Here is an 18233-nt window from a genome sequence, read left to right on the forward strand (position 1 = left end):
GAAGTTATGTCCACAACGTACAGACGATCACGCGGTGGCCGCCTCGCGTCCACCCCGCTCCACCAGCAAGATCTCAAACGGCGGCTGCCGTACTAGTGTTCGACCTCGCCGCTAACCCGTCACGCTGACTGCATCAGACCGCCTGCCGTGCCGGTTGCCCCCCGTCGCTGGCACGGCAGGCCCAAAAGACAGCTCATGGCTCGTACTCACGCGAGGGGAAATCTGCTCGGTTCGGGCCAGGACCACTACGGGACCAGCTTCGGCCCATGGAAGTCCAGATGCATCGAATCAGCGCTGCGGGTCCACATCTGCACAGTGCACGTCTGGATCTCGCAGAACGCACAGGAGGCTGCAGTAATGTCCGAAACCGAGATCGTTCCCGGCCACGGCCGAATGCGTACCGACGACCCGACACGACCGGCGCTCGCCGATCGCTACTGGTCACAACATGTACCGCCCCGTCAGGCGATTTCCGCCTGGGTGTTTCACCCAAATAGCACTCAGCAGTGCCAGACATGCCACGGATCGTGGCCGTGTGCGCCATGGATGTGGGCTCAACATGTTCGAAGTGAGCAATTGAGGTGGCCGGAGACCGGCTCCCCGCCAAAGCTCTTCACCGTCCCTGGCGTGTCGTCGCCCGAGCCGGGGATCGCGAAACACGACCGTGTCCCTCCAACCGGTGTCGACTTGGGGGCGGCACCGGCATTCGGCGTTGTTTCGCAAGCGGCAGCCGGGTCCGGCAAACCGGTGCCGCTGCAAGTCGCCGGGGAGGCGGGCCTGGGACGCCGCCTCCCCGGCGCCTCGCCGAGGCGGTCGACATGACCGCCACTCCGAGATTGGTTGCCAGTGGCGACCCTTACCTGCTCGCCGGTCTCATCTGGTGCCGGACGTGCGATGTGCGAATGCGCCAGCGCAGCGACATTCTCAGCCTCAGCGGGGACGCCAGCGGGAAACAGCAGCAACGCGTTTACGTTTGCCCACGCAACTGCGCTCGTGATCCGCTCCCAGCGGAGGCCCTCGAAAGCACCGTCAGCCTAGCCGCCGAACGACGCGGGGTTCTCCTCAGCGCAATTGTCCCTGCATACCGTCAAAGCGCACTACGCCTGTATCTCGCCGCTGTACATGTCGGCAAACAAATCGATGATTTGACCTACTACTGGTGCACCTAGCACCATGTCCAACGGGGAGTCATCTCGCCCTCGTATCTCGACGGCGGGAACTGAACCACCGCAACTCGAGAAGACTACTCCCCGAGGCACACCAGTTATTGAGGCGAAACTATCTCGCTTCCTGCTCGTTGTGGATGTGTGATCGAGTTGGGAGATGCGCGGCGGTTGTCGCCTGCCGCGCAGGAGGTGGTGCGGCTGCGGGTGGTGGCCGCACTGGAGTCAGGGCGGGTACGCACCTACGGGCAGGCGGCCGAGATGTTCGGGGTGTCGCCACGGTCGGTGGGCACCTGGTGGCGCAAATATCAGACTGCGGGGCGGGAGGCTCTCGCGGTGCCGGTCAAATCCCGGTCCGGTCCGGGTGAGCTGATCAGCGACGTGGACCGCGCGACCCTGTTCCAGGCGATGGCCGACCACACCCCGCAGGAGTTGTTGATCGGTGGTCCGTTATGGACGCGTGCGACGGTCGTCGAGTTGATCCGGATGGTCGTCGGGATCAGCATGACCGAGCAGGGCGTGGGCAAGTGGCTACGCCGGCACGGGTTCACCCCGCAACGTCCGACCCGCCGCGCCTACCAGCAACGACCAGACAAGGTAACCGACTGGCTGGACAACCAGTACCCGGCCATCGCCGCCCGCGCCCGGCACGAAAACGCCGTAGTGGCCTGGACCGACCAGTGCGGACTGCGCTCGGACACCGCCCCACCCGGCCGTAGCTGGGCCCCGAAGGGCCACACCCCGGTGGTGAAGGTCAACGGCAAACGACTACGGGTCAACATCATGTCAGCCATCACCACCCGCGGCGCCCTGTGGTTCACCGTCTTCACCGGCCGCTTCACCGCAACGGTCTTCATCAGATTCCTGGACCGGATCGCCCGCCAGGCCGGACAGAAAGTGCACGTCATCGCCGACCGGCACCCCGTCCACCGCAGCAAAGCCGTCCACGCCTGGCTGACCGAGAACACCCAGCGGATCGAGCTACACCTGATGCCCGGCTACAGCCCCGAACTCAACCCCGACGAACTACTCAACGCCGACCTCAAACGCCACGTACCCGCCGCCCGCGCCCACTCGACCACCCACCTGGCCCACGAAGCCCGCCGCTTCCTCCACCGCCGCCAACGCCAACCCCATATCGTGACCGGCTACTTCCACGCCCGCCACGTCCGCTACACACTCATGTAGGAAACCAAATAGTTTCGCCTCAATATCGGATCGGTGGCTGGGGTCGACTCATCGATGAAGCACCTTCACAGGCGGTCGTGATGACGGCTAGGCCCGTCCTCGCTTCATCGGACCTCGATGTCCGTGCCGTCAATGGTGGAGCACGCTACGCGGCAAGCAAGACGGCCAAGAGCCAACCACTAACGAGGGCCGGTCCTATGGGCATCAGAGTGCCGGAACGTTGTCGGATCTTGGCTGCGAGGACAATGGCACCCTGCAAGAGTAGCCCGGCGACAAGACCAAGCACCGCTGTTCGCCAGCCCAGCCAGCCGAGGTTGAACGCGATGGCACCCGCGAGTACAACATCACCGAGGCCAAGCTGACCTGGCAGGGCTAGTGCGACGGCGAGCATGACGATTGCAGTGGCGAAACCGGCGCTCACAGCTTGTACAAGCAGCCCGACATCACTTCCGGTCATGGTCGCGGCGATGAAGCACAGGCTGGAGGAAGCCCACAGAGCACCGGTAAGTCGATGAGGTAACCGCCGACACCGCACATCAACAACAGACAGTCCAATCCCGACGACCGCGAAGAGCCAGAAGGCCGGCAGTGCCAGAGTTGGGGGCACACTCGCTCCGATCGTGGCGGCAGCGACGGCGACGAGGGCGACAGTGAGGAGCAGATGCCTGGGTCGGGTCGGGCCGCCTGCCCACCACCGGGCGGGTAGGCGGACCGGCCCAACATCAGTCACACCGTGCGCGATGGCAGCCATCGGGACACCAACGATTGCGCCAGCGACGCCTAAGCCAATCGAGGCTAGGCTGTTCATCGGCGCTCAGCCCAGACCGCCGCTTGCGCGGTGTTCCCGGCTCCACCGCTTGATCTCACCAAGGAGATCGACCAGTTCCTCGCCACCAGCAGTTAGCCGATAGTCTGCGGCGTCGTCGTCCTGATGATGCTCGACGAGGTCCTTGGCGCAGAGGAAGTTCAGGGTGTCGGTCAGTGTCCGGGCGTGCACGGTGCCCGGACTTGTCTGAGACACCGCGTGGTGAAGCTTGGAGTACCGCAGTGGCCCATCGCGAAGGGCGGTCAGGATTATGACGGATAGCTTTCGCTTAGCCAGGTTCAGCAGGTGCTCGAGATCGTTCGTCAGCGCGGCTCACCTCCCCGAATGAAGCGCGCAACGCTCCGTGAACACAGTCTAGGTGGTCGCGCTAGCGGTTAGCGGCGTTAAGATCGATAATGCGACATTCTTCCATGTGGCACTGCTGCAAGAGCTACCTGAATTTCACCCTAATCCCCGCGCTTTGCGCTTTCCGGCCCAAACGCTCAGCGTTCGATCGATCGCGCGGCCGGGGGCGTTCGCGAGGCCATCCACCGACGCAGCCGAAGAAGATGACCGAAGATCGCCTCGCCCTTGCCTGTGAGGCAGAAGTGGGTGTCGCCGCGTGGATCAGTGTCCAGCGTGCCGCCACGTAGGCCGATCACGAAGCCTTCCACCGCCATTGCTCGCAGCAGATCGATCGGGCGCGGGGACTCGGCGGCGATCTGGGCGAAGCTGGCAGTGCCGCCGCGCATGTGCATGGCTAGCAGTAACTCGTACGCGCCCCGCCGAGCTAGCAGGGTCAGCGTCTGTTCTGTGCGATCGTGGTCGCCCATTGGCTGTTCCACCTTTCTCGCACAACAATTTTCCGGGAAGCGTAGCCATGATCCGCTCCGACCGATCTGTCGGGTAGGCGACAGTTTGCCGGTCGGGTTTATGCCCATTTGAGAATCGTCGTTGCCTCAACTTGCGCAGCTTCATGTGCGTGAATTTGCCCCTCGCCAACGCACGTAAGTCAAGGTACGCACGTAGACATCACTGCGGGGTAACGGTGTAAACACGACTGGTGACCTTGGTGTGCGAGGTTCTGGACACCCTGCTGCTTGACCTGCCCCTTGGCAGTCAGCGGATAGCGATCATCATCGAGGATCGCAGATGCGATTGTTGGCAGGAAGTCATTCAAAGGGATAGAGGAGGGAGTGACCGGTGTTGACCCGTCACCTCATGGTTTGTCTCGTCGGCGCGTTGGCGCTGGCCACCGCGGCTTGTAGCTCTGACGCACCTGGAACGCCGCCATCTACGACGCATCTGGCGACGCCGTCGAGTACACCCAGCTCCGGGCCAAGCGCCGCCCAGCGGGACGCGCTAGCGGCGTATGTAGGGATGTGGCGGGCGATGGCCAAGGCAGGCGAACTCCCTGATCCGGAGGCACTTGAGCTGCGGCAGTATGCAGCCGGTCGGGCGTTGGCTCGGATCGTCGATGTGCTGTTCACGTACGGCGAGACCGGTGTCGTGACACGGGGTGCACCGGTCTTGAATGCACGGGTGAAAGACGCGAGTCCGTCCGATACGCCCGCTGAGGTCACCGTAGTTGATTGCGCCGACTCTACGAACTGGACCAAACACAAGAAGGCCACTGGCGAGCTAATCGAGGATGATCCACGAGGGCGACGAAGCATCACCGGAGTGGTCAAGCCTGTAGACGGCTCGTGGAAGGTGGTCTCGTTCGATGTGGGGGACATCGGATCATGCTGAAGCTCACACGCATGGCAGCGATTTTCATGCTCGCCGGAGCTGTCCTACTCGTCGCACCGATGCGTGCACAGGCAGACCCGTTCGGGGATACCCGCTGCGACAACAACCCCAGCGCCCCTGGATGTGACGTCACGGCGGGCAATCCCGGTGGCGGCGACGGGTCCAACCAGGGCAATGGTGGGGGCCGTGGTGGGGATGGTAAGTGTCGCAAGCCGTCAGGTGAGGTAATCCCGTGTGAGCGTGATGGGGCGTGGGCGGGCACGGATGGTTGTTACTACGCACCGACGGATCCGTCGCCTTCAACCATTGCCGCCCTCGGAGGTCAGCCTGCGGGTGAGGGTGGTTGGTACATGCGGACCTGCTACGGCGATGGCGGCTCGTTCGGCGGCATCGTGTGGATCGCGGGTGCCCCGCCGGTAATCTCGCCAGCAGTCCTGGCGCGGCAGGCCCGAGCGCGCCTTGACTTGCCGAAGGTCGTCATTCGCATGAATCCGCCCGGGGATCAACTCGTCAACCTGCCGGTCTGGCTGGCACTCGACCGGGGGTCGTGGAGGTCGCAGTCGGCAACTGCCTCGGTTTCTGGTGTCAGTGTGACCGCGACGGCGCGGCCGGTGAAGGCGAACTGGTCGATGGGCGACGGGGTGACAGTGACCTGTACCGGGCCAGGAACAGTATGGGCCTTGGGGAGTGATCCGAAGAAGGCGTCGCCTGACTGCGGGCATGTCTACCGGCGGTCCTCAGCCGTCGCGCTGCAAGGTGTTTTTGCGGTGACGGTCACGGTCACGTGGGAGGTGACCTGGGCCGGGGCTGGACAGTCCGGAACCGTACCGGGATTGACCACGACTGGGCAGGTGCAGACCCGAGTTCAGGAGTCGCAGGCGGTCACCAGGTAGGTCACCAAACACTCGTTCGAGCGCCGCATCTCCGAGGAGGACAAGTCATGGCGCTGGAGTTCGTGCGCCCAAAAACAGGTCTGGAAGGTCGTCCGTTGGCTGTTGCCCCACATGCCGGGCGGGGGCCATGGCGGGCCGCGCGGCGACGCCGTCGTTTGCCCTATGTTGCGCTCGGTGGCCTGCTGGTCATCGTGTGTGTGTTGGTCTACGCCTACGGCGCGGCGCAACTCGGTGACCGTGTTCAGGTACTCGCGGTGGCGCGGCCGGTGGCGGCCGGGCAGGCGATCACGGCTGCGGACCTCAAGCAGGTTTCCGCCGCCCGTGATCCCGGGTTGCGGCTGGTTCCGGCCTCGCAAGCGGTGGAGGTGGTCGGTCGTACGGCGGTGGTGCCGTTGGTGGCCGGGACGTTGCTGACGCCGGAGTTGCTCGGGGACGCCGTGTTTCCGCCGGACGGGCAGGTGACCGCCTCGGTGGCGGTGAAGCCGGGCCAGTATCCGCAGGGGCTCGCTGCTGGGGCGCGGGTGTCCGTTTACGTCTCGGCGACTGCGCGGGACGGCGGGCAGCCGGCTCCGGCAGCCAGCTCGGCGGCGACAGGCCCGGCCCGGTTGTCGGCCGTGGTGCTGGGGGTGGATCTCGCGGGTAATGGCGAGGGCTCGACCGTCGTCACGCTCCTGCTGGCTGCCGCCGATGCGCCGCAGTTGGCGGCGGCTCCGTCTGGCGGGGTGGTGCTGATGCAGACCTCGCCGGTGGGGAGCTGACATGCCTCTGTTGGCGGTGACGTACGTGAAGGGTCGTCCGGGTGCGACGACGACGGCACTCGGGTTGGCCGCAGTGGCGCCGGAGTGGTCGCGGCCGGTGGTGGTGGAGTGCGATCCGGCGGGTGGCGACCTGATGCGCCGGCACCGGTTGGCGGCCGTGCCGAGCGTGGTGGACCTGGCTGCCACCGCGCGGGGCGCGGCGAGTTCGGGGGATGTGTTCGCCGCCGCGTCGCAGGCGGTGGCGGTGCGGGAGGTGATGGTGCCGGTGGTGGTTGCTCCGGCGGGTGGTTCACAGACCCTCGCCGCGTTGCCGGAGCTGACCGGCAGCGGCCGGGCGGTGCTGGCCGCGCCCGATCGGGTGGTGGTGGCAGACTGTGGCCGGCTGGGTCCAGGTTCGCCGGTATGGCCGTTGCTGCGGCTCGCTGATGTGGTGTTGGTGCTGGCTCGAGCAAACGCCGACGAAGTGGCCCATCTGCGTGAGCACCTAGGCGAGCTTGTCGACGCGGGCGCGGGTCGCCTGATAGTGCTGCTCGGCGCGGGCGGCGCGTACTCGGCGGCGGACGTGGCGGATGTCCTGTCGACCCATGTCGGGCAGGAGTTGGCCCGCGACCCGGAGGCGGTGAGCGTGCTCGGCCCACTGCCGCACGACCGCCGGGCGGCGGCGGTGCTCGGCCGGGAACTGGTGGCGGGCCGGCGGTGGCGTCGCCTGCCTCTGATGGCCGCGTACGCGCGGCTGTGGACCGACCTCGCCCCGTACCTGCCCGCCGTGGCCCCGCAGCCCGCCGACGTAGCGACGGAGGCGACCTCATGACCAACCCCTTCCTGTCAGCCCCTGGCTCCGGGGAGACGGGCGAGCTCACGGTGGTACGGCGCATCCGCCGGGAGGTCGCCGAGCGGCTTACCCGGGCCACCCGGGCGCATGAGACGGCCACCGGCACGCCGATGCCTGCCGACGAACGCGCGGCGACAACGCGCCGGTTGATCAGCGAGGTTCTTGACGCGTACGCCATGGAGGAGATGAACGCCGGGCGTCCGCCGCTGCGCCCGGATGTCGAGTCGCGGGTGGGCCGGGCGGTGGCGGACATGCTGCTCGGCGCGGGCGGCCTGCAACCACTGCTCAACGACGAACGGATCGAGGAGGTCAACGCCAACGGCTGTGACCAGGTGTTCGTCCGCTACAGCGACGGCAGCCGCGCGCAGGTCGGGCCGATTGCCGACTCGGATGCGGAGATGGTGGAGCTGATCCGCCGCCTGGCCGCCGACGCCGGCCGCGCCGAAACTGGCGGCGAGGGCGCGGAGGAACGCCGCTGGGACCGGGCCGCGCCGGTGTTGAACCTGCAGCTCGCGGACGGCTCCCGCCTGCACGCGATCATGTCGGTGGCCCGGCGTCCGGCGCTGTCGATCCGCCGGCATGGCTACGTGAAGGTCACCCTGGCCGATCTGGAGCAGCTCGGCACCGTAAATCCCGTGCTGCGGGAGTTGCTGGCCGCTGCGGTGCGGGCGCGGTTGAACGTGCTGATCGCCGGGCGCACCGGTGCGGGCAAGACCACCCTCCTGCGCGCCCTCGCGTCGGCGATCCCGCCAGCCGAGCGGATCGTGACGATCGAGGACACCTACGAGCTGGCGCTGGACGCGGACAAGGTTGTACATCCGGACGTGGTGCCGTTGCAGTCGCGGGAGGCCAACGTCGAAGGCGCGGGCGCGATCGACATGAGCATGTTGTTCCGCTCAGAGCTTCGGATGTCGCCGGACCGAGTCATCGTCGGGGAGATCCGCGGGCACGAAGTTATCCCCATGCTCAACGCCATGTCACAGGGCAACGACGGATCCCTCGGCACCATCCACGCCTCGTCGTCGGCTGGGGCGTTCAACAAGCTCATGCTCTACGCCGCGCAGGCACCGGAACGCCTCGACCCGGCCACCACGAACCTCCTTGTCGCCGAGGCGGTTCACCTCGTCGTGCACTTGGGGTTCGCCGGGCGGGGCGGGGTGCGGGCGGTGACCTCGGTGCGGGAGGTGGTCGGCGCTGACGGGCTGGCCGTTTCCAGCAACGAGATCTTCCGCCCCGACCGGGATGGCCGGGCGGTCCCGGGTGCGCCGCCGTCGACGGGACTGCTGTCGGCGCTGGCCGAGCGCGGCTTCGCCCCGGGGTTGCTTGATGAGGCCCTTATTACGCCGGGTGGGGGGTGGGCGTGATGGTGTTAACGGTGCCGCTGGCTGCCCTGCTGGGGGCCGGAACCGCTGTCGGGCTGCTGCTGGTCGTGTTGGACGGTCTGTCGCGCCGGGACGACGGGCCCGTCGACTCCAACACCGAGTCGTGGTTGTCGAGGCTCGCCTCGACGCGTGGGCCGGTCGACCGGCGTCGGGTAGCCCTGTGCCTGGCCGTGGGCGTGGTCGTCGGTGTGGTGACCCGCTGGCCGGTCGCGGCGGCACTGTCAGCGGCGGGGGCATGGATGCTGCCGCAGGTCATCGGCTCGGACCGCGACCACGCCCGCCGGGTGGCCCGGATCGAGGCCATCGCCACCTGGACCGAGGCGTTGCGGGACAACCTGTCCGGCGCGGCCGGGCTGGAACAGGCGATCACCGCCAGCGCGATCGAATCACCAGAGTCGATTCGCGAGGAGGTGACCCGGCTGGCCGTGCGCCTGCAGCGCAGTTGGCGGCTGCGTGACGCACTGCGCGCGTTCGCCGCCGAGCTGGCCGATCCGACCGCTGATCTCGTGGTCGCCGGGCTTCTGATGGCCGCGCGGGGCAGCGCCGGGCAGCTCGGCGACGTGCTGGGCGAGCTGGCCGCGTCCGCGCGGGCGAAGGTCGCCTCCCGGCAGCGCATCGCCGCCGCCCGCAAACGCAACCGCACCTCGGCGCGGGTCATCATCGGTGCCACCCTTGCGATGGCCGGGCTGCTGGCGCTGCTCAACCGGGGCTACCTGACTCCGTTCGACACGGTGACCGGTCAGCTCGTGCTCCTGGCCGCTGGTGGCTGCTTCGCCACCGCGTTCGTCTGGCTCGGCCGGCTGATGCGCGACCGCGACACCGCGCGGGTATTGGCGGGGGTCGCCACGCCGGCTGAGTCAGAGGCGGTGTCGACATGACCGGGCTGGTGTTGCTAAGCGGGCTCGGCACCGGAGTGGGGCTTTGGCTTCTGGCGGTGGGCTGGTTCCCTCGCCCGCCTCGGCTGGACAAGGCCCTGGACGCACCGTACGGGCTCGGCCGCGCCGTCGATACCGCCGAGGTCCGGTCTCTGGGGTGGACCGGGCGGTGGGGCCTCCCGGCCGTGCGGTGGTTGCGCCGGGCGGGCCTTCCCCTGGCCAGTACCCGCCGTGACCTCGCGACCGTTGATAAGCCGATCGATGTGCACCTCGCCGAGCAGGCGACCGCGACGGTGTTCGGGTTCCTGCTGCCTCCCGCCGCCGCGACGCTGCTCACCGTCGCCGGGGTGGGCACTGGCGTGACGGTGCCCGCCGCCGCGTCGCTGCTGCTCGGCGTAGCCGGGTTCCTCGCCCCGGAACTGTCGGTGCGATCGAAGGCCGCCAAGCACCGGGCCGCGTTCCGCGACGCCCTGTCGTCGTTCCTGGATCTGGTAGTCATCAGCCTCGCGTCCGGGGCGGGGGTGGACCAGGCGCTCGACGACGCCGTGAAGGTCGGCTCCGGCCCCGCCTACACGGAACTGCGGTACGCGCTGGCCGAGGCGCGGCTGGCCCGGGTACCGCCGTGGGACATCCTGGCCGTCCTCGGCCGCAGGGTGGCGGTCGCCGAGTTGCAGCAGCTCGCCGCGACCGTGGGGCTGGCCGGCACTGAGGGGGCGAAGGTCCGCGCGTCGCTGCGCTCCCGCGCCATCGCCCTACGCGCCCGGCAACTCACCGACGCCGAAGGCGAGGCCAACGCCGCCACCGAACGCATGGCTCTTCCCATCGTCGCCCTGTTCGCCGGCTTCCTAATCTTCCTCGGCTATCCCGCGATTGCAGCCGTACTTGGCGGTCTATAGAAGGCACGCCAGTTCACCAATCCCGCAGACCAATGAGATTCCGTACCGCATTGGAGGAACACGCAATGTCCGCTCTCGTCACATACCTTGCCGCCGAGCTGCGGCACCGCTGGCAGGCGGTGCGCGACACCAAGGACGGCGGCTACTCCACCGAAGCCGTCCTCGTCACCGCCGTGCTGGTGACCCTGGCGATCGTGGTCCTCGGCATCATCGCGGTCAAGGTTACCGCCAAGGCCAACAGCATCAACCTCGGCTGACCGATGCCGCCGGCCATCCGGGAACACCGCGCCGAGCGCCCACCTTCCCCTACGCTCGGCGCGGCCCGGCGGCTGCGCGCCCGGTGGAGGCGCGTGGCTGCCCGTTCCGACGCGGGCGCCGCTACCGCCGAGTTGGCCATCGCTATGCCCCTGCTGCTGCTCATCGTTATGTTCGTCATCCAGGCTGGAGTGTGGATGCACGCCACCCACGTTGCCCAGAGCGCCGCAACCCGCGCGGCCAACGCCGCCGCCGGCTACCAGTCCACCGCTGCTGCTGGTCGCGACGTGGGCGAACAGACCCTCGCCGCGATCGGCAACGGCGTACTCAAGGACCCGTCGGTGTCGGTGACCCGCACCGCCACCGAGGTTCGGGTGGAGATTGTGGGCGAGGCCGCGACCGTGGTCCCTGGCGTGCAGTGGACCGTCCGCGCCACCGTCGTACGACCCGTAGAGCGCTTCGTGCCCGATGGAGCCGCGCCATGACCCGGGCAGGAGCGCAAGCCGGACAGCTCCGGATGCGGCAGGTTATCGCCCTCGGTGACCGGGGAGCGAGCACCACCGAGGCGGCCCTCGTTACCCCGCTGTTGGTGGCCGTGCTGCTGTTCGTGGTGCTGTGCGGGAGGTTGGTCTCCGCGCAGATGGACCTCGACGCCGCCGCCAGCGCCGCAGCCCGGTCCGCCTCCATCGCTCGCACCGACGCCTTCGCACGCGCCGAGGCCGATCGCACCGCGCAGGAGACCCTCTCTGCCCGCGCGGTCACCTGCCAGCAGGTCAGCGTCACCGTGTCCACCGGCGGGTTGCGGCCCGGTGGCGCGGTCACGGTGACCGTGGCCTGCACCGTTCCCCTGTCCGACCTCGCCTTGCTTTCCGTGCCCGGCTCTCACACCGTACGGGCCACGGCGACCTCCCCGGTCGACGTATGGAGAGGAGGCCCTTCGTGAGGCAACCCGACGCCGGCCGCTGGCGGCGGCTACGCGAGCGCACCGGAGACGACTCCGGCCAGGTAACCGCGTTCGCGGTCCTGATGATCGTCGCCCTGCTCGCCGTAGCCGGGCTGGTCCTCGACGCCGGCCTCGCCCTCACACAGAAGATCCGTGCCCTCGACATCGCCCAAGCGGCGGCCAGGGCCGGGGCGCAGGAACTCGACCTGTACCAGTACCGCACCCGCAACATCGCCGTACTCAACCCGGCCCGAGCCGCGTCGGCCGCACGGTCGTGGTTGGCCTCGGCGGGTGCCACTGGCGAGGCCACGGCGACCACGACCACGGTCACCGTGACCGTACGCCGGACCAGCCGCACCCAACTCCTGCAGATCGTCGGCGTGCGGCAGCTCGCCGTGTCCGCCTCCGCGACCGCCACCGCCGTGCAAGGCGTCACCGGCCCCAACACCTGACCCCGCGCATTGGGAGAGGACGACCCGCGTGTCCCGCACCTTCGCTGCCATCACCCGGACTATGCGCGCCCTGCTCGCGCTCGCCGTGCTGGCCGGCTTTACTGCCGGGGTGCCGTGGCTCCTGATCGTCGCGGCCGGCTGGCCCCTCGATTGGATCGGCTGGTCGCAGCCCGACGCGGTACCCACCCTGAGCGGCCTGTACGCCGCGATCACGAGCCCGTGGTCCGACAATATGGTCTTCGCGCTGCTGGCCACGATCGGCTGGATGCTCTGGGCGCAATTCTTGCGCGACACCACCATCGAGATCATCGAGATGTCTGCCACCGCGTCGGCTACCCGGCGCGGCCAGCCCCGTCCACCGGCGAAGCAGCGCGGCCCGATCCGCTGGGTCGCCGCTGTCCTCGTCGGCGCGATCGTCGGAGCCGTGCTGTTCGACGCCGCCAGCGCCGTCACTAACACCCCTACGGCGAGTGCGGCTGCCGCCGCCCGCCGCCCGGCCGTCACCGTGGCCCCCGCACACCCCACCGCCCCGCCGACAGTGGAGCACGGCCCACGCCCGGCGCTCACCATCGATGTGTCCGCCACCAGCAGCACCCGCCCACTCGCCATCCACCGAGACCGCCCCGCCGTCCCCTCCTGGGCACGCGACGCCCCCGGCGGGACACACCGCGTCGTCGCCGGAGACAACCTGTGGGACCTCGCCAAGAAGCACCTCGGCGACCCGCACCGCTGGCGGGAAATCTACAAACTCAATCGGGGACACGAACAGGCCAACGGGTACGCGCTCACCGACCCCGACGAGATCCACGTCGACTGGGTACTCGCTCTGCCCACCCGCAAGAAATCACCTGCAGCCACCCCACCCCACACTGAGAAACCCCCGTCCGGCAGCCCCGGAACCACCGCGCCCAAGGCCGACGAGACCGCCCCAGCCATCCCACCGCCCGCGCCACCGGCCAACGCCACCCCAACCCCCAGCATCCCGGAGTCGAGAACCCCTTCACCGCGCACTACCAAACCAAGCACACCAGCCGACTCGGCCGATGTCGCCACCTCCGCATCGGACACCGAGCCGACCCAGGACCAGCCGACCGATGAGGCCGGAATTTCCCTGCCAGCCCAGGGCTGGATCAGCCTCGGCCTGGCCGCCGCCATCGCGGCCGTAGCCGCTCTGCTACGCCTGCAACGACGCCGCCATGCCCGACTCACCTTCCCTGCCCCGGTCAGCACCGCGCCGCGCCCCTCCCCGATGCCGCCGTCTTTAGCCTCCGTCGACATCATCGGCAGCCGCTACCTCGGCCCCAGTAGCGGCGGCCACCGCCCCGCCAGCCCTGCGGTTCCGGCACCGATCGGCGTCGACTCGGACGGCACCGAGATCAGTCTGTTCCACCTGCCCGGTCCCGGTGTCGCCCTGCACGGCGACGGAGCCGTACCAGCGGCCCGCGCCGTCCTCGCCTCCGTCCTGAGCACCGACGTGGCCGAGACCGCCGCCCGACGGCCAGTAGTCGTCACGACAGCCGACCTGCTCGCCCGGCTTCTACCCGAAGACGTCCCGGCGATCGGGTTGGACCCCGACAACACCGCCTACGACGGAGAACGCCTCATCGTGCTCGTCGACAGCGCTGCGGCGGTCACCCACGCCGAAGAGGAGATGATCGGCCGACGCCGGCTGCTGGACACCTTCGACACCGAGACAATCAGCGACCTCAACGCCCGCACCGACCACGCCGAAACGCAACCGCCATACGTGCTGCTCATCGAGTCCAGCCCTCGGCACGCCGCCCGTCTTCAGGCCGTCGCCAGCCACCGCGCCGCCCTGGACCTGCACCCCGTCATCCTCGGCCCGCAGGAGGGCATCTCCGCGATAGAGATCGCCGCCGAGGGCACCGCCACCGGCGACGAGCCGCCCCCGGTGACCCGGCTGTCCACCCTCGGCGCGGACGACCTCGCCGCCATCCTCACCATGCTCACCGACGCCATCGCCCGGCCCGAGGCCGGCACTGACGTCGACGACCCGCCCGCCGCGATCCCGCAGGCCACGGCGACCACCAAGATGACCGAACCGGTACCGGCCCAGCCCGACAACGCGGCGGCCCTAGTCCGACTCCGGGTGCTCGGCCCGGTCACCGTCGCCACCGACACCGGCCCGATCGCCACCGGAATGCGCAGCGGCTCCTACACCGCGCTCGCCGTCCTCGCCGCCCACCCCGCTGGCCGCACCCTCGACCAGCTCGCCACCGACCTCTACCCACACATCGACCCGACCGCCGCCACCAAACGTGTCCGCACCGACATCACCACCGCCCGGCGGGTGCTACGCGCCGCCACCGGCCACGAGGAGCCCATGTTCATCGTCTATGACCCGGCCACCGGCCGATACCAGCTCGACCCGCAGACCGTCACCGTGGACCTCTGGCAGATGCTCACCGCCATCGACCAGACCACCAGCAGCGACGACGAGGCGACGATGCTCGCCGGGCTACGCCGGGCAACCGAGCTGTACGCAGGCGACTACGCCGAAGGCCACGACCACACCTGGGCCACCGACCACGCCACCAGCTACCGCCACCAGATCCTCACCATCTACGCCCGAATCGCCGAGATCCTCGAACCCGACCACCCCGACCAGGCCATCACCGCCCTCGAACGCGCCGCCGACCTCGACCCGGTCAACGAGGAGCTGTACCAGCGGATCATGCGCATCCACGGCCGGCAGCAACGGCCCGACGCCGTGCGGCGCACCCTGCGCCGATTAGAGGAACGCCTCGCAGACCTTGGCGACGCCGAACCGTCCCAGGCCACCCGCCGCGTCGCCGAACGGCAGCTCCGACCCGTCGTCCCAGCCAGCGGAGGACGGCCATGAACGAGAGCCGTCCAGCGGATGTGGTGGGCGGTGCGGGCGAGGATGGACCTCGGCGTAGCCGCCTCGGTCACCGCGAACATCCTGCATGCACAAGCGAGCCCGACTGCCAGGCCACCTCGGCATGGCCACCGTTGGCACTTCTACTCACGGCCGAGTTGGTCACCCATATCCCGGTTCGGGAACGCAGATCGCACTACCGTCGGTGAGCGGGTGGTCGTAGAGGTCCAATACACGGCGCCTCTATGTGGTGCAGTCGGGGTCAGTGCTGGCTCTCCACGTCTTGGTGGCCTGCCAGGACCCTAAGGTGCACTCGTGAATGTGTGCATCAGTCACACCATCAGCGCTTACCTTCCCAGCACCCCGCTGATCACGATTCGGGACGGACAGTCATGCGTGACAGGTTTAAGTAAGAGACGTTAATTCCGATATTGGGAATGGGGATGGAAACTTTGCTCAAGACCTTGCCGTCGGCTCGATTGAAAACAGTGTACGTAATGTCGCCTTCGGCACCGTGGATCGTGCTAAGGGCGTGAAGTTGAGTGTCAGAGAATGCAAAGAGTGTTTGCATTGGGCGCCCTGCGCCAGTTCCAAGGGCGGTGTTGAAGCGGGTGGTGGTCTTTCCCGTGGCGCTATCAGTGGAAAAAATTCGACCATCAGCGTAGGCCCACTGCAGCTGGCCGTTCTGCAAATCCTGCACGACGTAGCCAAAGTCCTGAAGATCTAACTTTGTGGCATCGTTGAAACTCAAAGGGTGTGCCCTGTAGTCGCCAGTGACGGTGTTCCAGGATACGACCTTCGGCTGTTCGCGGCCGTGTGCATCGGTGTCCCACGATAGAAAGGTGATCACACCCTCGTGGCAGGGGACCTGTCCAATCGGGGTGCCGCTGCCAAAGTGTGGCCGCCAAGCAATGACCTTCTCGCCGCCGCCTGCGGGGTATAAGCGAGCCAGCATCTGCGGGCTTGCGCCCGGGTCGACAGTGGAGGTCATGCCTGGCAGCTTGGGTGCTTCGATCTCATGAGAGCCAGGCCTGTTGGTCAGCCCGAAGATCTGATCGTCGCAGCGAGCACCTGTGAAATAATTGCCCTGCACGTTATACAAGTGGACACCGCCTTCGATAGTGGCAGCGACCTGGTTGCTGTAACCACCGTTAGCACCGTGCCCGTCGTTGTAAATTCCTACAGAGCCTGCTTTCGGTAGCGCGAACATTAGATTCTGCGCAGTAATTTTTGGGCTTCTGGTCTTCGTCATTCCCGATGCAGTCAGGTGATAATCACTGCTCTCGTCCGCGAAGTACAGGCCATGATTAGACCAGGCCGGAGTCATCATGTCCATACGCTTGGTCTTTACGGTGCGGTAGGAGCCGTCAGCGTTCACGAGAACTAGATATCCCGGCTCGTGCACTTCCCCAACCACTGTGTACATTTCGTGGTTTTGGGGCCCGACAAAGAACGCCATGACCGCACCGTCCAGCCTGACCTCGCTCTCGGATACCATTGCGCGGTCGAAGAGCCGTTGGGGGGGCGAGGGGGAACGGGGGGACGTGCATCCCGTCAGAGCCGCCGCCATTGCCAGCGCCGCGACGGCCCCACACCCTGCTCTCTTCAACATCTTCTCCCCTTGCTCCCATTGAGTACGGGGCTTGGAGCGAATCGTACTTCACTCCAAGCCCTCGCGTAACCCTAGCGCACCCCGCGAACAGGGTGACCCACACCGCTAACTGATGACCTGATAGGTGGTCGTCTCCGAGTCATTCTTGATGTCTGCGGGATAAACTCCCAGGCCACCATCATCGTCGAGGTCGTAGTTAATCGACCGCTTGTAGGCCTTGTACACCAACTCCGAGCAGTTGAGAGTGTCGATGTCGCCGCCCTTGTTCCAAGCGAAGTTGCTGTTGTAAGGCTTGCCTGTCAGATATTGAGAAGCATAGTCTGCTGCTTGATTCTGCTGATTTACAGTGGCCGTGTTCACCACCATTTTTTCGATGTTTTTGCAGTACTTGCGCCCAGCGACGGCGAATTCGCCGCTATTCTGCCCTGAGCCACGAGCCTCGGTGATGTAGTTCTTTTCGGAATAGATTCCCGTGTGCCCATGGGAAACGCCATACGTGGAGGCGGCGGAATAGAAGATGTCCCCCTTGAAGTTGGCTGCACCGATTTCCACCTGCCCGCAACTGGGGTTGCTACTGTTCACCTTCGTCGAACCGTCGGGCTGTGCGTGACGTTCGGCCTCGTCGAGGGCAGTCGCAATCGCCTGGTCGTAGGTCAGCCCCGTGGCGGCAGCGGCCTCGTGCATGCTTTTTTCGAGCTCGGCGGCGCTCAGGCCGGGGTTGAGCTTGAGCAATTGAGAGAAGGCATTGTCGTTGGGTGCTGCCGAGGCAGTGCCGCCAATGGTGAGGATTAGAGCTGCAGAGGCGGCCAGAGTGCCAGTCAGCCGCGGAACTACACCTCTGAAGGAAAGTTGTAGCGGAGAAGCCATTGCTGCCGTCGCCCTTCCTTTGTAGGCACAGGGGATGGCCAATTCGGTTGCGACGAACGTCACGAAGCAAATCGACCGCGATCAAGCTAGCAAACCAAGGCCCACCTTGAGCTCGAATGTGAAATTGATCACCGAGACGATCTTTTGGTTAATGTTCATTGAAGTTACTAAAATCGCATATTTCGACCCATGCGGATGTTTTCCGAAATGTTCGCGACGTAGGGCTTTGCAAGTTTGAGATTGGCGACGACTTCGACGTCGTCGCCCAGGCGGGCACCGTGTTTCGATCAGTTTGGTTTTGAAGCCGACGTCTGCCCAGGTTTTGGCTAGGGCGGGGTAAGTGACTTTAGCCTCTACTCAAAGAGGCTAATACCGGTGGTGTTGTCGCTGGTGCTGGCGGCGGTAACGACGGACCGCGAGGAGGCGTCCGAGGGTGTCGGTGATGATCCCACGTCTGTAACCGACGATCTCCTTGCCGGCGTCGGTGCCCTACATGGTGGTGAGGGCGTTGGTGGAGGCCGTCACACTCTCGGTGTCCGTGATGAAGGCTGTCGGGTTGTGGTGGCGACAGAGTTTGTCAGGGGCCAGGCCGTTAAGCTGGTACTAGTGCCTCGTCTTTGAACGTTGATCGTGTAATCCGTCGGTTCTGAGGATCCGTAAGGCAGGCTGTCTCCCAGCGCTTGAGGCTGTGGGAGGTGGT

Annotated in this window: 18 protein-coding genes and 1 pseudogene; 14 read left to right on the forward strand and 5 right to left on the reverse strand. The window is 66.8% G+C overall.

Features of this window, described 5'->3' with window-relative positions; translation table 11 throughout:
• Positions 1-1307 precede the first annotated feature (1307 nt).
• Complete coding sequence (locus tag ACFQ4H_RS32575) at positions 1308-2351, forward strand: IS630 family transposase (RefSeq protein ID WP_377578709.1); 1044 nt, start codon at positions 1308-1310, stop codon at positions 2349-2351.
• Between the two features lie 145 nt (positions 2352-2496).
• On the opposite strand, the gene ACFQ4H_RS32580 is transcribed toward ACFQ4H_RS32575, so the two are convergent.
• From ACFQ4H_RS32580 to ACFQ4H_RS32590, 3 genes are all read right to left on the reverse strand, one after another.
• A complete protein-coding gene (locus tag ACFQ4H_RS32580; RefSeq protein WP_377578711.1) occupies positions 2497-3159 on the reverse strand; it encodes an A24 family peptidase in 663 nt (220 codons plus the stop codon).
• Between the two features lie 6 nt (positions 3160-3165).
• Positions 3166-3483, reverse strand: coding sequence for a winged helix-turn-helix transcriptional regulator (locus ACFQ4H_RS32585; protein ID WP_377578740.1), 318 nt, complete (start codon positions 3481-3483; stop codon positions 3166-3168).
• A 176-nt stretch (positions 3484-3659) separates the two neighbouring features.
• A complete protein-coding gene (locus ACFQ4H_RS32590; protein WP_377578713.1) occupies positions 3660-3989 on the reverse strand; it encodes a hypothetical protein in 330 nt (109 codons plus the stop codon).
• 559 nt (positions 3990-4548) lie between these two features.
• On the opposite strand from ACFQ4H_RS32590, the gene ACFQ4H_RS32595 reads away from it, so the two are divergent.
• The 13 genes and pseudogenes from ACFQ4H_RS32595 to ACFQ4H_RS34945 all read left to right on the forward strand — a co-directional run.
• Positions 4549-4908, forward strand: a complete 360-nt coding sequence (locus ACFQ4H_RS32595) for a hypothetical protein (protein WP_377578715.1) — start codon at positions 4549-4551, stop codon at positions 4906-4908.
• A complete protein-coding gene (locus ACFQ4H_RS32600; RefSeq protein ID WP_377578717.1) occupies positions 4902-5801 on the forward strand; it encodes a hypothetical protein in 900 nt (299 codons plus the stop codon). The genes ACFQ4H_RS32595 and ACFQ4H_RS32600 overlap by 7 nt, the downstream gene beginning before the upstream one ends.
• 155 nt (positions 5802-5956) lie before the next feature.
• Entirely contained in the window at positions 5957-6559 is a 603-nt protein-coding gene (locus ACFQ4H_RS32605; protein WP_377578742.1) for an SAF domain-containing protein, read from the forward strand.
• A gap of 1 nt (position 6560) precedes the next feature.
• Positions 6561-7370, forward strand: coding sequence for a hypothetical protein (locus ACFQ4H_RS32610; protein WP_377578719.1), 810 nt, complete (start codon positions 6561-6563; stop codon positions 7368-7370).
• On the forward strand, positions 7367-8755 hold the full coding sequence (locus ACFQ4H_RS32615) for a CpaF family protein (protein ID WP_377578721.1): 1389 nt from the start codon (positions 7367-7369) through the stop codon (positions 8753-8755). The genes ACFQ4H_RS32610 and ACFQ4H_RS32615 overlap by 4 nt, the downstream gene beginning before the upstream one ends.
• On the forward strand, positions 8746-9651 hold the full coding sequence (locus tag ACFQ4H_RS32620; RefSeq protein WP_377578723.1) for a type II secretion system F family protein: 906 nt from the start codon (positions 8746-8748) through the stop codon (positions 9649-9651). Before ACFQ4H_RS32615 ends, ACFQ4H_RS32620 begins: the two co-directional genes overlap by 10 nt.
• Positions 9648-10544: a type II secretion system F family protein gene (locus ACFQ4H_RS32625; RefSeq protein ID WP_377578725.1), complete on the forward strand. Its 897-nt coding sequence runs from the start codon at positions 9648-9650 to the stop codon at positions 10542-10544. Before ACFQ4H_RS32620 ends, ACFQ4H_RS32625 begins: the two co-directional genes overlap by 4 nt.
• 65 nt (positions 10545-10609) lie before the next feature.
• A complete protein-coding gene (locus ACFQ4H_RS32630; RefSeq protein ID WP_377578727.1) occupies positions 10610-10801 on the forward strand; it encodes a hypothetical protein in 192 nt (63 codons plus the stop codon).
• Between the two features lie 93 nt (positions 10802-10894).
• Positions 10895-11284, forward strand: coding sequence for a TadE family protein (locus tag ACFQ4H_RS32635; protein WP_377578729.1), 390 nt, complete (start codon positions 10895-10897; stop codon positions 11282-11284).
• The gene (locus ACFQ4H_RS32640; RefSeq protein WP_377578731.1) at positions 11281-11742 is read left to right on the forward strand and encodes a TadE/TadG family type IV pilus assembly protein; all 462 of its coding nucleotides are present in this window, start codon (positions 11281-11283) and stop codon (positions 11740-11742) included. Before ACFQ4H_RS32635 ends, ACFQ4H_RS32640 begins: the two co-directional genes overlap by 4 nt.
• On the forward strand, positions 11739-12194 hold the full coding sequence (locus ACFQ4H_RS32645) for a pilus assembly protein TadG-related protein (RefSeq protein WP_377578732.1): 456 nt from the start codon (positions 11739-11741) through the stop codon (positions 12192-12194). The genes ACFQ4H_RS32640 and ACFQ4H_RS32645 overlap by 4 nt, the downstream gene beginning before the upstream one ends.
• Before the next feature lie 28 nt (positions 12195-12222).
• Positions 12223-15057 carry a BTAD domain-containing putative transcriptional regulator gene (locus ACFQ4H_RS32650; RefSeq protein ID WP_377578734.1) on the forward strand — a complete coding sequence of 945 codons (2835 nt, stop codon included), beginning with the start codon at positions 12223-12225 and terminating at the stop codon, positions 15055-15057.
• An 18-nt stretch (positions 15058-15075) separates the two neighbouring features.
• Positions 15076-15242 (forward strand): annotated as a pseudogene (locus ACFQ4H_RS34945) (DUF2637 domain-containing protein); the annotation flags it as partial.
• Positions 15243-15424: 182 nt separating this feature from the next.
• On the opposite strand, the gene ACFQ4H_RS32655 reads toward ACFQ4H_RS34945, so the two are convergent.
• Both ACFQ4H_RS32655 and ACFQ4H_RS32660 read right to left on the reverse strand, forming a co-directional pair.
• Positions 15425-16513 carry a hypothetical protein gene (locus ACFQ4H_RS32655; protein WP_377578736.1) on the reverse strand — a complete coding sequence of 363 codons (1089 nt, stop codon included), beginning with the start codon at positions 16511-16513 and terminating at the stop codon, positions 15425-15427.
• Between the two features lie 258 nt (positions 16514-16771).
• A complete protein-coding gene (locus ACFQ4H_RS32660; protein WP_377578738.1) occupies positions 16772-17596 on the reverse strand; it encodes a YiiX/YebB-like N1pC/P60 family cysteine hydrolase in 825 nt (274 codons plus the stop codon).
• Positions 17597-18233 lie beyond the last annotated feature (637 nt).

The organism is Micromonospora sonneratiae (assembly GCF_042679305.1).
In the GTDB taxonomy this organism is placed as follows: domain Bacteria; phylum Actinomycetota; class Actinomycetes; order Mycobacteriales; family Micromonosporaceae; genus Micromonospora_H; species Micromonospora_H sonneratiae.

Bases quoted from the DNA above. Each gene is read 5' to 3' on its own strand.
- ACFQ4H_RS32580 (WP_377578711.1), bottom strand. From the start codon at position 3,159: ATGAACAGCCTAGCCTCGATTGGCTTAGGCGTCGCTGGCGCAATCGTT.
- ACFQ4H_RS32590 (WP_377578713.1), bottom strand. From the start codon at position 3,989: ATGGGCGACCACGATCGCACAGAACAGACGCTGACCCTGCTAGCTCGG.
- ACFQ4H_RS32595 (WP_377578715.1), top strand. From the start codon at position 4,549: ATGGCCAAGGCAGGCGAACTCCCTGATCCGGAGGCACTTGAGCTGCGG.
- ACFQ4H_RS32600 (WP_377578717.1), top strand. From the start codon at position 4,902: ATGCTGAAGCTCACACGCATGGCAGCGATTTTCATGCTCGCCGGAGCT.
- ACFQ4H_RS32610 (WP_377578719.1), top strand. From the start codon at position 6,561: ATGCCTCTGTTGGCGGTGACGTACGTGAAGGGTCGTCCGGGTGCGACG.
- ACFQ4H_RS32615 (WP_377578721.1), top strand. From the start codon at position 7,367: ATGACCAACCCCTTCCTGTCAGCCCCTGGCTCCGGGGAGACGGGCGAG.
- ACFQ4H_RS32625 (WP_377578725.1), top strand. From the start codon at position 9,648: ATGACCGGGCTGGTGTTGCTAAGCGGGCTCGGCACCGGAGTGGGGCTT.
- ACFQ4H_RS32630 (WP_377578727.1), top strand. From the start codon at position 10,610: ATGTCCGCTCTCGTCACATACCTTGCCGCCGAGCTGCGGCACCGCTGG.
- ACFQ4H_RS32640 (WP_377578731.1), top strand. From the start codon at position 11,281: ATGACCCGGGCAGGAGCGCAAGCCGGACAGCTCCGGATGCGGCAGGTT.
- ACFQ4H_RS32655 (WP_377578736.1), bottom strand. From the start codon at position 16,513: ATGGCGTTCTTTGTCGGGCCCCAAAACCACGAAATGTACACAGTGGTT.